This window comes from Mycobacterium colombiense (assembly GCF_001665835.1).
Classification (GTDB): Bacteria; Actinomycetota; Actinomycetes; order Mycobacteriales; family Mycobacteriaceae; genus Mycobacterium; species Mycobacterium colombiense_A.
In genome coordinates this window covers 48,900-63,070 of the sequence record NZ_LZSX01000107.1, presented here as the reverse complement: position 1 = coordinate 63,070, position 14,171 = coordinate 48,900, and the positions used below count along the sequence as shown (strand labels likewise).

The following is a 14,171-nucleotide window of genomic DNA, read 5'->3' as shown; positions in this document are numbered from 1 at the left end:
GGACCGTTTGTTTGGCTCGGTTTCGCCTCGAGCTATCGAAGGACCGCTCGCGCTCGTGCAAGCTCGGGAAGCCGACTGTCTTTCGGGATCTTCCCGACGGCATCAACAAGGTGCCTTCGCGCCGGCTCCCCACGCAGGTCGAAATCGTCGAGGCTCGCGCGGATTTCAAAGAGCCGCGCACCTTGGCGGCGAGCGACCTCCCGGGCGGCGGCGAGGTCGTCGGCGCGCGCGTTCGACTCCGTGTGGGTCTGCGCCCGGGCCCGCAGCAGTTCGGCGTCGTAGAAACGCACGCCGGTGTCAGCTGCGAATTGGAGCGCAGTATCGAGACGGGCACGGGCCTGGTTCACCTGCTCGCCGGCGATCAAAAGCCGTCCCAGAATGCACCAATAAAACGGCCTATACGTGCTGGCTCCCAGCGCCTGCCAGACCTCGATCACCTGCGTCATCGCCTCGATGTGTGGACCCAGCGAGGTGGGGTCGGGATTGCGCGTAGCGATAGCGGCCTGCCCGTCGACCATCGCTTTTTCGGTGGCGCCGAGCAGCTGCCAATACAGATGGTCGAGCCCGTACCTGTCTGCGGTGTCTGCTATTTCGCGGACCAGTTCGCGAGCGCGATCGTACTGGGCGGTCTCCGCGCAGATCCAGATATCCATGTCGATGGCGTAGAGATGGTTGTAGGGCCTTTGTGGATAACCGAGCTGGCTCGCGCGGTCGACGGCGCGCTTGAGTTGCACCTCGGCGCCGGCGAGATCCCCTTGCACCAGGCGGTGCCAGGCCAGGTGTTCGTGCGCCAGGGCCACCGGGTCGTGCGGGACGAACCAGATGGCCTGGATCCGCTCCTCGTATTCCTCAGCTAAACCCGTTGCCTGCTCGAAATATGCGCTCGCGGTGTCGAATTCGCCGCGCAGCCAGGCCACGACGCCCGCCGAGCCGGCAAGTGCGGGCCGGAACCATTCTCGCCCGTGCTCGGTGGCCGCCACTGCGACCTGTAACAGCGAATCAACCCGGCGCAGGTCCGAACGCCAAAGGTAGTAGGCGCCCACGGCGGGCAGCGTCGCAAACAGCTCGTCGTCGCGCAGATCGGTACCCGCAAGCTGCAGGCATCGCTCGAAGTCTGAAGCGGCAACCGGGCTTTGGGCCCCTTCTGCGGTGGCAGTGAGGTAGCCGCGTTCCAGCCGCGGGGCGATCTCGCGGTGATCGCGGTCCGGGCCGGGCGGGCATTGCTCAACTTGAGTGAGGGCGAGGGTCAGGTAGGTGCGGGCTTCGGCCAGGGCGCCGCGGCGACGTGCTGCGGCCGTAGCCCGTTGGTAGGCCGACGCGGCATCCGCGTGCCGGCCGCCCTGCTCGTAATGAGAGGCAACCAGTGGCCAGTCGGGGTCACCAGTCATCGTGTTGACCAAGGCGTCGGCGACCTTCGCATGCAGTTTGCGCCGCACGCTCGGGGGAGCGAGTTCGTCCGCGACCTCGCGAAGCAGCTCATGGCGGAATCGGCAGCCGGCGTTTCCGGTGCGCTCGAACACGCCCGTATCCACGAGGCGGTCGATGACTTCGTCGACCTGTTGCTCGTCGAGGTCCACCACGGTGATCAACAGCGATCGGTCGATATGGCGACCGATGACCGCGGCGGCCTCGACCACCGGCACCACGTTGTTGCCGGCGCGCAGCTGTGCGAAAAGCGGTTCGTACAACGCGTCGGGCACATGAGTGCCGTCCGATGGCGCCAGATGCAGCCCTGCCACTACCTGCTCGATGTAGAAGGGCACCCCGTCACAACGGCGTCGCACCTCCGCGCGTTCTTCGGCGCTTGCAGTCGGGTCTAGCGCGACGATGAGCTCATCGGCCTCTTCGTCCGTCAACGGCGGTAGGTTGAATTGTTCTACCTGCCAATGGTTCGGCAGCGACTTTTCGTCGCGACTGGTTATCACAACAAGCAGCCGGCCCTCGCCGGTGTCCAGCATGGCCTCGATCACTTCCAGGGTCGGTAGATCAAACCACTGCACGTCCTCGGCGACGAGTAGCGCCGGCGCATCACTCAGGCAACCCGTCAGGTACGAGCGCACCGCCGAGCCGATCAACTGTTCCAGCCTGCGGCCCTCAGCCTCGAGCGGCTCGTAGCCGTGTTCGGCTCCGACTCCCAGAACCGGTGCAAGTGCCGGCACCGCGGTATCCGGATCTAGACCGCGCGCAACTATTTCGGCTCGCAGCAGACGCAGCCGCTCCACCGGATCGGTTACGCGAGTTATGCCACACAGTCGCTCCAGCAGGACGCGGATCGGGTGCAAGCCCACCTGGGTGTGGAAGGGCGATCCGGCCAGCTCCAGAATTACCGCGCCCGACGGCTTGACCAGGCCGGCGGCTTCGGCCACTAGCCGGCTCTTGCCGACGCCCGGTTCGCCGCAGAAGAACAGCACGGGAGTTTTGAGCGCGCCGGCTCGTGCGCGCCGCCAGTGTGTGTTCAGCTTCGCCAGCTCGCGATCACGGCCCACCAAAGGTCCATGGACGCGCGCCGGTCGCTCAACACGTTCGCTGTCGACGCGGTGGTGAGCGATCAACCCCGGCACACCCTTGACCGGGGCGGCGGGTTGCTCTTCGAGCTCGAAGTCGTTGCGCACCAATGCCGCAACCGGATTGGAAACCACCACAGAGTTCGGTGCTGCAAGTCCCGACAGGCGGGCGGCCAAGTTCGCCGCCAACCCGTACACATCGTCCTGTGCGGTGTCCAGGTACACCAGCCCGCGGTGCACCCCGACGCGCACCGCGATGTCGATCCCGAACCGGCGGTCGGTCTGCTCGCTGAGCCGGGCTACCGCTCGGGCGATGTCCAGTCCTGCGTGCACCGCCCGTTTGACGTCGTTCTCATGCGCCGTCGGGTAACCGAACACCGCCAGCAATCCGTCGCCTTTGGTGGAGCCGATGTGGCCCTCATACTCCTCAACCGTGCGCGAAACGATATCCCGGTAGCCTCCGACCACCAGACGATAAGTCTCCGGCTCCACGCGGGTCGACAACACGGTTGAATCGACAACATCGGCGAACAGAATCGTGAGCCGCCGGATCTCCCCTCCCACACCGGGCGCGGCCGACAGCAAGTCCTCGGCGTCGGCATTCGCATGGTCGATGGCAAGTACCTGACCGGCCAAGGCCGTCGCCGTCGTGTTGTCACCACGATTGATTGCAGACACGGCGCGATCGACCAGCTCGTCGATTGATGCGCCAAGCTCGCTATGGGTACTTTCGCTCTCCGCCGGCACGGCCCGGCCGTCCGTCACGTGGAATATCGTCCCACCATCCACGCCTACGCAGCCTGATATTCAGAAGGTCAGCAAACCGCCTGCGGCCGTCACCGAGCGGCGAACATCGCGCCGATGAGCCGGTGCAGCACCTGACCGACTTCTCGACGGGTCCGTTGCGGGTCCTCGGCGGTGGCGATCACCATGGCCGCCTCGTCGAGCGCGCCGATCAGCACGTGCGCCAACGGCCGCACCGGCTGCTCGGCCAGTTCGCCGGCCCGGATGGCCTCGGTGAGCATCTGTTCGGTCATGCCGAGGCTGTATCGCTGTGCGACATCACGGAATTCGGCCCAGCCCAGCACGCTCGGCGCATCCAACAGGATCAGCTGGCGCACTTCGGGGTCGCCGGAGACGTCGAGCCACGCGTCGACCGCGGCGCGGACCGCCTCCGTGGGTGTGGTGGCTCCGGATTCGGCCACCACGACGGCCATTCGCGCCATCACATCCTGCTCGACGACCTCGATTACCTCACGGAATAACGCTGCCTTGTCGGCGAATTGGTGATACATCGCGCCGCGGGTGACCCCGGCGGCGGTGGCGATCTCCGGCGTCCCCACGTCGGCGTAGCCCCGCAGACCCCACAACTTGCGGGCAGCCGCGATCAGCGCGTCGCGGGTCGCCGCGGAGCGCTCTTCCTGGGTCCGTCTCTTGCTTTCCATACAATCTGTTGGTAACTTACGAACAGGCAGCCTGTTTGTAAGTGTATCTCTGAAGTAGGAGTTTGCTATGTCGACGATCGACATTAGTGCCGGAACCATCCATTACGAAGCAACCGGACCCGAGGACGGCAGGCCGGTGGTCTTCGTGCACGGATACATGATGGGAGGGCAATTGTGGCGCCAGGTCAGTGCGCGCCTGGCCGCCCGCGGTCTGCGCTGCATCGCGCCGACCTGGCCGTTGGGCGCGCATCCGGAGCCGCTGCGGCGCGGCGCCGACCAGACCATCACCGGTGTTGCCGGCATGGTCGCCGAGGTGCTCGCCGCGCTCGACCTACGGGACGTGGTTCTGGTCGGCAACGACACCGGCGGTGTCGTGACTCAGCTGGTGGCCGTGCATCATCGCGAGCGGCTGGGCGCGCTGGTGCTCACGAGTTGCGATGCGTTCGAACACTTTCCGCCGCCGATCCTCAAGCCCGTCATTCTGGCGGCGAAGTCCAAGACGACGTTCCGGATCGTGGCGCAGGCCATGCGGGTGGCGGCCGTGCGCAAGCGCGCGTTCGACGGCCTGGCGCATCGCAACATCGACGAGCTCACCGAGGCCTGGGTGCGCCCAGCGCTGTCGCTGCCGGCGGTCGCCGAAGACCTGCGGCAGTTCACCCTTTCGATGCGCACCGAGGTGACGACGACGGTGGCGGCCCGGCTGTACGACTTCGACAAGCCGACGCTCATCGCGTGGTCGGCCGACGACGTGTTCTTCGAGCAGGAAGACGGGGCGCGGCTGGCCGCGACCATTCCCAACGCCCGACTCGAAGTCATCGCGGGGGCCAGGACCTTTTCCATGGTCGATCAGCCCGACCGGCTCGCCGATCTGCTCTCGACGATCGCGGTGCGCGCCTGACCCGCTGATGCCGCCGCGGCGGAAGCCTCCGCTCGCGGTAGCGTCTTGGCCATGTCAGACGCGACGTCTCCCCTGCTCGGCACGCGAATCCTGGTCACCGGCGGCGCCACCGGTATCGGCGCGGCCGCCGTTGCCGTCCTGACGGAGGCGGGGGCCAGGGTCGCCGCGACCTATCACCAGACGCCACCGCCGGACGGCCTGACGGCCGAGTGGTTGCAGTGCGACGTGCGCCAGGCCGACGCCGTCTCGGCGATGGTCGGCGAGGCGGCGCAGCGCCTCGGTGGACTCGACGTGCTGGTGAACGCCGCCGGGCTGTGGCAGGCGGGAATCCCCGGCTACATCGGCGCCGACGACATCTCATTCCTGTTGGACACCAACGTCAAGGCGACCATCCTCACCAACCAGGCCGCCTACGCGGTGATGAAGGACCAAGACCCCAAGGGCGGTCGCATCATCAACTTCGGGTCATCCGAAGCCGTGATGGGCAGCCCGATCTCGGCCGTCTACGCCGCGACCAAGGGCGCGGTGCAGGCATGGACGCGGTCGGCCGCCAAGGCCTGGGCCTCCGACAACATCACCGTCAACGCCCTTGCGCCCGCGGTGCAGACGGCGGGCGCCGACCGGCTCCGCGATTTCCTCGGTCCCGACGCCACGGCCCTGATCGACCAGCAGATGCAGATGATGATCCCACTCGGCGGCACGCTGGGTGAGCCCGCCCGCGACGTCGGCCCGATGCTGGTATTCCTGGCCGGCCCCGGCTCCGGCTTCATCACCGGCCAACTGCTGGCCGTGGACGGCGGCCTGATGATGGTGGGCGGTTAGGCGGCCGATGAGCGACGGCTTCGATTGCCAACGGTATTGAGCGGCATCAGCTTTGGTCATGGGCTTTCGGCGCAGCAGGCTGACCGCGGCGGCGCCGCCGGCCGGAGACGCCCATCGACCGCGATTGTGCGACTTCGCGGCGATATTCGCGCGCTCGATTCCTGAGCAGGATCAGCGATCTGTGCAACTCAAAGAGCATGAGGCAATGATGGCCGTTGAATGCGAACGGAACGGCTATACACGCGGTCCGCGATCGGGAATCCTGGGCGAAATGGGCATGAAAATTTTTACAACGCGAGGTGGTGCAGGGCATGCGTCCGCCGGCCCCGCCGGCCGCTGCGGGTTGGCGGCGCCGAGTCACCCGCTACGATAAGACGGACCGTCTCGTCTCGTAGTACGGGCAGAGTGAAGGTAGATTCGACCGATGGCTGACGACACGATTCAGGCGCTGCTGCGCAAGCGTCTGTCCGATCCCGGGGTTGCGGTGAAATATCGTGACGTGCAATGGACTTGGCGTCAGTATCTGACGGGCGCCACGGCGCGGGCCGCCGCGCTGCTGGCCGCCGCCGATCCACAGCGCCCGATGCACATCGGTGCCCTGCTGGGAAACACCCCCGAGATGGTCAGCCAGATGGCGGCGGCCGGCCTCGGCGGCTACGTCCTGTGCGGACTGAACACCACCCGGCGCGGTGAGGCGCTGGCCGCCGACGTCCGGCGCGCGGACTGCCAGTTCGTGGTCACCGACGCCGAACACCGGCCGCTGCTGGACGGCCTGGACCTCGGCGACACGCAGATCCTCGACTCCTCCACACCGCAATGGGGCGAGTTCGTCGACGCCGCCGGTGAACTGAAGCCACACCGCGAGGTCACCGCGATGGACGCCTTCATGATGATCTTCACCTCGGGGACGAGCGGAAATCCCAAGGCGGTGCAGGTATCACACCTCATGGCGACGTTCGCCGGGCTCAATCTGGTCCAGCGCTTCGCCCTCACCGAGCAGGACACCTGCTACGTCTCGATGCCGCTGTTTCACTCGAACGCGGTCGTCGCCGGATGGGCGCCCGCGGTGTGCTCCGGTGCCGCCATCGTGCCGGCGAAGTTCTCGGCGAGCAGCTTCCTCGACGACATCCGCCGCCACGACGCCACCTACATGAACTACGTCGGCAAGCCGCTCGCCTACATCCTCGCCACCGCCGAACGCGACGACGACGCCGACAATCCCCTGCGGGTGGCCTTCGGTAACGAGGCCAACGACAAGGACATCGACGAATTCGCCCGCCGCTTCGGTGTGCAGGTCGAGGACGGCTTCGGCTCCACCGAGAACGCCATCATCGTGATCCGCGAAGAAGGCACTCCCAAGGGCTCGATCGGCAAAGGCATGGACGGGATCGCGATCTACAACAGCGACACCGTCACCGAGTGTGCCGTCGCCCGGTTCGACGCCGACGGGGCGCTCGCCAACGCCGACGAAGCGATCGGCGAGTTGGTCAACACGGCCGGTTCGGGTTTCTTCACCGGCTACTACAACGACCCGGACGCGAACGCCGAACGCATGCGCCACGGCATGTACTGGTCCGGGGACCTGGCGTACCGCGACGCCGACGGCTGGATCTACCTGGCCGGGCGTACCGCGGACTGGATGCGGGTGGACGGCGAGAACCTGGCCGCGGCGCCGGTCGAGCGGATTCTGTTGCGCCACAGCGCGATCAGCCGGATCGCCGTCTATGCCGTCGCGGACGGTCACGTCGGTGATCAGGTAATGGCCGCGATCGTCCTCAACGACGGCCGCACCCTTGCGCCCGCCGAATTCGAAGCGTTCCTGGACGCGCAGCCCGACCTGTCCCCCAAAGCCCGTCCGCGCTACGTCCGCATCGCGGCAGATCTGCCCAGCACCGCCACGCACAAGGTGCTCAAGCGCCAGTTGATCGCTCAGGGAACGGCCGTCGGGCCGGGAGAGGTGCTCTGGGAGCGCGAACCACGGGGCACCGCCTACACGGTCAGTGGCGATCGCATGGGCGGCGAAGCCGGGCGCAGCGGGTCGCCACCATCGGCTAGCCCGGGCTCCTCGGTGCCCGGCGCCGGATCTGCCCCTTCGACCGTCGCACCCGTCTGACCGGGTCTCGGGTTGTGCCGGCGGCGATTTCGTCGCGCAGTTGGGAGATGTTGGAGATCTCCGCGTACAGCCCGCGGATCGCGTAGTCCAACACCGCAAACGAGTAGCGCTGCTCGGGGTCCTCGGTGATGCCGAGCTCGACCGACCGCTGCCGCGACCACAGCGCCTCGTCCAGCCGGGCCCGGGTCGCCTCCAGATGCCGGTCCAACGTGTCGAGGACGGGTTCGGGGTCCTGCCCCCGGGCCAGCCAGGTTTTGAGGATGACGGGGTGCTTGATGACCACCTGATCCTGGCCCGGGAAGTGCTGGACCCAGCGGCGCAGAGCGTCGAGGCCGGCATCGGTGGTCTCGTACAAGGTGATGGCGCGCTTGCCGGATTGCGCGCCGGTCTCGCTGACCATGCCCCGCTGCAGCAGGCGGGCCAGTTCGCGCCGCACGTGACTGACCGACGGGGACCAATAGAAGTGCCCGACCGACAGTTCCGCGCGCATCTTGATCTCACCGGCGGTGAGTTGCTCGTCGTTGGCCGCCAGCACCCCCAGCACCAGGTAGGCGGTGACCGGCAGGCCATTGGCGGTCCTGGGACTCACGAGCTGTCCGTCTCCGCGCCGGTGAAGTACGGCAGCGTCACGTCGTGCCCGGTGGCGTGGAACTGCACGCGCACCCGCAAGCCGACGTCCAGGTCGTCCGGCGGTACGCCGACGACGTTGGTCAGCATCTGGTAACCCTCGTCCAGGGTGATGATGGCCGGCGCGTAGGGCGGCTCGAATTCCGCTGTGACCGGCCGATATACGACGGTCCAGCTGTAGATCTCGCCGCGGCCGCCGCCTCGCTGCCAGCTGAGGTTGTCCGAAAGGCATTGGCGGCAATGTTCTGTCGGGGGAAAGTTCGCCGATCCGCAAGCCGCGCAACGCTGGTAGCGCAGCTCGTGGGACCGGCAGCCCTCCCAGAACGGCCCGCTGAGGTGGCTGCTCGCGTGTGGGACGGGCCCGGTCTGGGGCCGCAGTGGATCGGAGGTCATCGTGGTTCGTCTCCCAGGATCAGCACCGTCGTGAACAGGGCCCCAGCTCCCCCGTTGCTGCACAACGCGACATGCGCGTCGGGGACCTGAAGATCGCCGGCCCGTCCGCGTAGCTGTTGCACCGCGCGGACGGCCCGCTGCATCATCTGCGGATTGGCACCCGCATGGCTGAACGACATGGTTCCCCCGTCGGTGGTGATCGGATGGCTGCCGTCGATGGCGATGTGGCCGTCGGCCACGAACGGGCCGCCCTCGCCGTCACCGCAGAAGCCGAAAGCCTCGAGCTGACGGATGATTTCGAACGAGAAGGGGTCGTAGAGTTCCAGCACGTCGACGTCCTCGCGGCGCAGACCGGCGTGGTTGAACGCGCAGTCGGCGGCGCGCCGGCCCACCACACCGTTGACGTGATCCCCGCGCCGCCCGGCAAGGTCGTACGCGGGCGGATGCTGGTAGGACGGGCCGTGGAAGTCCGCGCCGCTGCCCAGCACGTAGATGGGTTGGCCCGCAACGTCGACGGCATCGATGTTTGCCACGACCAGCGCACACCCTCCCTCGGAGGTGGTGGCGCAGTCCAGCAGATGGAATGGGTCGGCAATGGGCCGGGACGCGGTGATGTCCTCCGGGGCGAACGGCCCACGGTCGTAGTAGACGGCTTCGGGATTGCGCGAGCCGTTGTTCCGGATGGTCGCCGCCACCAACGAAAGTTGTTCGCGCGTCGTGCCATAGACATGCATGTGACGCCGCGCGATGAGCGCGAACTCGGCGGTGGTGAACATGCCCCAGGGGGCCACGAATTCGTTCTCGGGCCGGGTCCACGGCGCGGTGGCCTCGTGGTCGCGATACTCGCCGGCCTGGGCCGCGACCAGCACCACCACGTCGGCCATACCGTGCTCGATGGCGGTGACCGCCTCGGTGATCATGCCGACCCCGAACGCCAGGCCCTGCCAGGCCGGCCCGATACGCAGGTCGTAGATCAACGAGGTCGAGTCCGGGCTCGCGCTGATGCCGTCGACGTCGTCGAGGGTCAGGCCGGCGTCGTCGAGCGCGCCCAGGATCGCTTTGATCGCCAGGCCGCGCGAGGTTTCACCGTCCAGGCGGCGCCCCTGCCGGGTGTTGTGCACCCCGACGATCGCCGTGGTGCGCATTGCCGCCATCACTGACAGTCCATTCCGTTGCAGCCCTTCAGTTTTCGTCTGCGACGACACCCAGGTAGGTGCCGCGCACTTCGCATCGCCGCCCGTCGCGGGTGATGGTGCCGATGGTCGTGGCGTGTGTGTCGGCGTTCTCGGAGTAAGCTGCCGAACCCGATTCCACGACCTCGATGCGCACATCCACCGGCCGTGCCGTCTGCGGGTCGGTGATCTCGACAACCATCGCGACGGCGTGCTCGTCGTCGTCCCATTCGACGCTGGTGATGCGGTGCCGCGCGGTCAGCTCCATCACCACCGAGTCCTGGCGCACCAGGAAACGCACCGGTGCACACAGCTCGCCGGCGCGGGGCGGCACGCAGAGGCTGACCGCCACGTCACAGGCCCGCCGGCCGAGCGCTGATGGTTCCCGATTGCCGCAGCGCGGCCAGGTCGTCCCGGCTGTGCCCCAGCACGTCGGTCAGCACCTCATCGGTGTGCTGGCCGTACAGCGGCGGCACCCGCCGGATCCAGCGCCGCGGCTTGCCGAGGAACGCGAAAGGCATTCCGGTGCATAGGAATGTGCCTGCGACGGGGTGGTCGACCGTCTCCCAGAAGCCGCGGGCCCGCAGCTGCGGATCGGTCAGCAGCGCCGCGGCCGGGGTGACGCGCGCCGCGGCCACACCGGCGGTGCGCAATGCCTCGACGGCCTCGGTCACCGATTGCCCCGCGGCCCAGGCGGCGACGAGTTTGTCGATGTCGTCGGCCCCCTCGGCCCAGCCGGATTCGTCCAGGCCCGGCTGGCCGAGGAGGCCGGCCAGCGACGAGCGGGCGGCGGCGTCCGTCGCGGCCAGCGCGACCCACTCGTCGTCACCGCGGCAGCGGTAGACCCCCTGGGGACAGGCACCCTGCCCGCGATTTCCATTGCGGCGCATCACGATTCCATTGCGCGAATACTCGACCAGCATTTCGGCCGCCACGTTCAGCGCGGCCTCGACCATGGTGCACTCCACCTGCATTCCGGTGCCCCGGCGGTCGCGGATCACCAGCGCCGCGACCGCGGCGAAGGCGGCGTGCAGGCCGGCGATCGGGTCGCACACACCGCGCGGGATCACCGGTGGGCCGTCGGCGTGTCCGGTCATCCACGCCATGCCGGTCGCCTGTTCCATGGTCTGCGCGAAGCCGACCCGATCGCGCCACGGGCCGTCGAGGCCGAACGCGGGCATCCGGACCATGATCGCCCGCGGGTTGGCCGCGCGCACCGCGTCGAACTCCAGGCCGAAGTTCGCCATCACCCGGGGTGAGAAGTTCTCGACGACGAGATCGCTTGCGGCGACGAGTTCAAGGGCGAGCTTTCGTCCGGCGTCGGTGCCGAGTTCGATGCTGACGCAGCGCTTGTTGTTGTTGCTGCACAAGAACACCGGGCCCCATTCCCACCATTGGTCCCAGTCGGGTGGGCGGCCGGCGGAGAACCGCATGCCGTCGGGGCGACGCACGCCCTCGACCTTGATCACGTCGGCGCCCAGGGCGCCCAGCAGTTGGGTGGCGACCGGCCCGGCCCAGAAAGCGGTGAAGTCGGTGACGCGGACGTCGGACAACGGCAGCGCGGTGCCGTCGCCGCCGCGCGGCGACTCGGGGCGCGCGGGCCACCGCACATGCCCGGCATCGGCGCCGAGTTGCGGCGGTTCTGCGGGCGCCGCGGTCGTTATCGCCTCGCTGCGATATGGCACCCGCGGGGACAGCACCCCGGCCGGCGAGTCGACGAAGACGCCGCGTTCCACGAAGTGGTCGATCTTGGGCAGCATCTCGGGAGTCGCGATGGGGGCGACCGGAATCCGGAATGCCACCGCGAGATCGACGATCTCCTGGGTGGTTCGGCTCCCGGTCCATTCGGTGACCATGCCCAGGAACTCGTCGCGGCGCTCGACGCGGCCGGCGAACGAAGCCAGTTCGGCGTCGTCGACCAGGTCGGCGCGCTCGATCATCACCAGGAAGTCCTGGAACTGCTGTGCGGTGATGGTGCAGAAGCCGACCAAACCGTCGGCCGTCGGAACAATCGAGGGCAGCTCCAGGCTGCGTTCGTGCAGCAGCGAATCGGCGCCCAACACGCTAGCCGACATCGCGGACAGGCCGCCCATGGCGATCGCCATCGCCTCGTACGTCGAGACGTCGATGACCTCGCCGCGGCCGCTGCGGCCGGCGTGCCTGGTCGAAGCCGCGGCGACCGCCGCGGCGAAGGTGCCCGCCAGCCACTCGCCGAGCCGCCCGCCGGCCTGCACCGGCTCGTCGTCCGGCCAGCCGCGGCCGGCGATCGATCCGCACAACGCCTGCAGGATGAATTCGTTGGCGGCGACCTGGTTTTCGACGTAGGGCCCGGTGGTGCCGAAGGGTGTGATGGCCACGACCACGGCCGACGCGGCGGTGTGCGCGTTGATGGCGTCCAGTGTCCAGCCGTCGGTGAGGTCGGTGAGCACGAGGTCGGCGCCGGCCAGCAGCGAGGTGACCTCGGCCTGGCCGTGATTGACCACCGACTTCTTACCCGCGGCCAGGTAGCCGAACAGCGCCCCGGGCGGTCCGCCGGCCGACCAGCCGCGCAGCGAATCACCCTGTGGTGATTCGACTTTCACTACGTCGGCGCCGGCGTCGACGAACATCTTGCCGCAGTAGGACGCCGCCAGGCCGTTGCACAGCTCCAGCACACGCCAGTCCGCGAGCGGCGGCTCGGCTGCCACGCTCAGTTGCCCAGGGTGGTGGCGCGCCCGGCGATGCCGGACACCTCAACCGTCACGGGCGCCTGCGCCGAGGCCTGCGCCTGCGCCTGCAGCGCGAACTGCGTCATCCTCGTCCACGCGTCCCGGTCACGCTGGCTGGCCTGGCGGCCGACATGGGTGACCACGTCGACGTCGGTGGCCTGCGCGCGCAGGTAGCCGGCCCGCGCATGCTCCTTCGGGATGTACTGGAAAGGGTCGAATGAGTATGCGGCCATGGCATTTTGGTGGGTGATCTTGTTGATGACCGCGTCGTCGAGGTGGCCCATGGTGGCGACGATGTCCTCGGGCGCGAAGGGCCAGTTGCTGTCGGAGTGCGGGAAGTCGGACTCCCAGCACAGCATGTCCTCGTTGAACCAATTCATGTTCTGCACACCGACTTTGTCGCTGATGAAGCAGGTGTAGAAGTGCCGCTTGAACACGTCGGTCGGCCCGTCGTATCCGGGCGGGAACGACGCCAGCGTCCAACCCGAGTGCCGGTTGTACACGTGCTCGGCCCGCCAGAGGAAGTACGGGATCCAGCCGACGTCGCCTTCGGTCAGCGAGAACTTCAGCTGCGGGAAGTCCGCCCAGAACTGCGCCCAGATCAGCTCGGTGAAGGTGAACATGCTCATCATCGACGAGGCGGTCATCTGCACACTGGGCGGCGCGTCCGTGGACACCTGCGGCGAGCGCGAGGCGGAGCCCACGTGGGTGCACAGCACCGTGTTGCTTTCGCAGACGGCCTCGAACAGCGGGTACCAGTACTTGGTGTGAATGCTGGGCATTTGCAACGCCTCTGGGTTCTCCGAGAATGTGACGGCGTGACAGCCCTTGTCGGCGAGCCGTTTGACCTCCTTGGCGGCCTCGGCCACGTCGAACAGCGGCAGGATGCCGCACGGGATGAATCGGCCCGGATAGGCCCCGCACCATTCGTCGACGTGCCAGTCGTTGTAGGCCTTGATCATCACCAGGTTCGTGTCGCGGTCGGGACCCTGGTTGAGGACCTGGCCGGAGAACCCGGTGAAGTTCGGGAAGTTCAACCCTGCCAGCTGTCCGCCGGCGTTCATGTCCCGCACCCGCTCGTCGACGTTGAAGCAGCCCGGCCGCATCTCGTCGTAGCGTGAGGCGTCGATGTTGTACATCTCGCGGGGCTTTCCCGCGACGGCGTTCAGTCCCATGTTGCGTCCACGGATGTCGCCGTAGTACCACTGCTGGATGCCGTCGGGTTCGATGACCACCCGCGGGGCGCGATCCTTGTAGGTGGCGGGAACGTGCGCGTCGAACATGTCGGCCGGCTCGGCGATGTGGTCGTCCACGCTGATCAGGATCAGATCGTCCTTATTCATGCCGCGCTCCTCGGTCGATAGATAGTGACTAGTAGATAATGGCGTGAGTCACAGTGTCAACCGGCACCGCCGCGCGTGGATGACGACGAATCCGGCTTTAATGCGCGATGTGGCAACGGCGCTGCCGCCTTCCCCGTCAGGGACGG

Annotated in this window: 11 protein-coding genes; 3 read left to right on the top strand and 8 right to left on the bottom strand. The window is 67.6% G+C overall.

Going from position 1 to position 14,171, the window contains the following annotated elements; translation table 11 throughout:
* Window positions 1-32: 32 nt before the first annotated feature.
* Together A5760_RS25400 and A5760_RS25395 are read right to left on the bottom strand one after the other, a co-directional pair.
* Window positions 33-3,269, bottom strand: a complete 3,237-nt coding sequence (locus A5760_RS25400) for an ATP-binding protein (RefSeq protein ID WP_231122747.1) — start codon at window positions 3,267-3,269, stop codon at window positions 33-35.
* Window positions 3,270-3,340: 71 nt separating this feature from the next.
* A complete protein-coding gene (locus tag A5760_RS25395; RefSeq protein WP_064886015.1) occupies window positions 3,341-3,949 on the bottom strand; it encodes a TetR/AcrR family transcriptional regulator in 609 nt (202 codons plus the stop codon).
* 67 nt (window positions 3,950-4,016) lie between these two features.
* Between A5760_RS25395 and A5760_RS25390 the strand changes: the two genes are divergently transcribed.
* The 3 genes from A5760_RS25390 (at window position 4,017) to fadD1 (ending at window position 7,782) form a co-directional block, all read left to right on the top strand.
* The gene (locus A5760_RS25390; RefSeq protein ID WP_064886013.1) at window positions 4,017-4,847 is read left to right on the top strand and encodes an alpha/beta fold hydrolase; all 831 of its coding nucleotides are present in this window, start codon (window positions 4,017-4,019) and stop codon (window positions 4,845-4,847) included.
* Window positions 4,848-4,898: 51 nt separating this feature from the next.
* Window positions 4,899-5,669 (top strand): SDR family NAD(P)-dependent oxidoreductase, encoded by a 771-nt coding sequence (locus tag A5760_RS25385; protein WP_064886010.1) that lies wholly within the window; start codon window positions 4,899-4,901, stop codon window positions 5,667-5,669.
* Between the two features lie 424 nt (window positions 5,670-6,093).
* On the top strand, window positions 6,094-7,782 hold the full coding sequence (gene fadD1, locus A5760_RS25380) for a fatty-acid--CoA ligase FadD1 (protein WP_064886009.1): 1,689 nt from the start codon (window positions 6,094-6,096) through the stop codon (window positions 7,780-7,782).
* Here fadD1 and A5760_RS25375 read toward each other — a convergent pair.
* The 6 genes from A5760_RS25375 to A5760_RS25350 are packed head-to-tail and all read right to left on the bottom strand — an operon-like array spanning window position 7,721 to window position 14,025.
* Window positions 7,721-8,371: a MarR family transcriptional regulator gene (locus A5760_RS25375; protein ID WP_064886007.1), complete on the bottom strand. Its 651-nt coding sequence runs from the start codon at window positions 8,369-8,371 to the stop codon at window positions 7,721-7,723. The two genes, fadD1 and A5760_RS25375, sit on opposite strands and share 62 nt — an antisense overlap.
* Window positions 8,368-8,802 carry a Zn-ribbon domain-containing OB-fold protein gene (locus A5760_RS25370; protein ID WP_064886004.1) on the bottom strand — a complete coding sequence of 145 codons (435 nt, stop codon included), beginning with the start codon at window positions 8,800-8,802 and terminating at the stop codon, window positions 8,368-8,370. Before A5760_RS25370 ends, A5760_RS25375 begins: the two co-directional genes overlap by 4 nt.
* Window positions 8,799-9,956 carry a thiolase family protein gene (locus A5760_RS25365; protein WP_064886002.1) on the bottom strand — a complete coding sequence of 386 codons (1,158 nt, stop codon included), beginning with the start codon at window positions 9,954-9,956 and terminating at the stop codon, window positions 8,799-8,801. Before A5760_RS25365 ends, A5760_RS25370 begins: the two co-directional genes overlap by 4 nt.
* Before the next feature lie 28 nt (window positions 9,957-9,984).
* The gene (locus A5760_RS25360) at window positions 9,985-10,326 is read right to left on the bottom strand and encodes a hypothetical protein (protein WP_064886001.1); all 342 of its coding nucleotides are present in this window, start codon (window positions 10,324-10,326) and stop codon (window positions 9,985-9,987) included.
* Between the two features lies 1 nt (window position 10,327).
* Entirely contained in the window at window positions 10,328-12,661 is a 2,334-nt protein-coding gene (locus A5760_RS25355; protein ID WP_064885999.1) for a CaiB/BaiF CoA-transferase family protein, read from the bottom strand.
* A 2-nt stretch (window positions 12,662-12,663) separates the two neighbouring features.
* Window positions 12,664-14,025, bottom strand: a complete 1,362-nt coding sequence (locus A5760_RS25350; protein ID WP_064885997.1) for an amidohydrolase family protein — start codon at window positions 14,023-14,025, stop codon at window positions 12,664-12,666.
* Window positions 14,026-14,171: the final 146 nt, after the last annotated feature.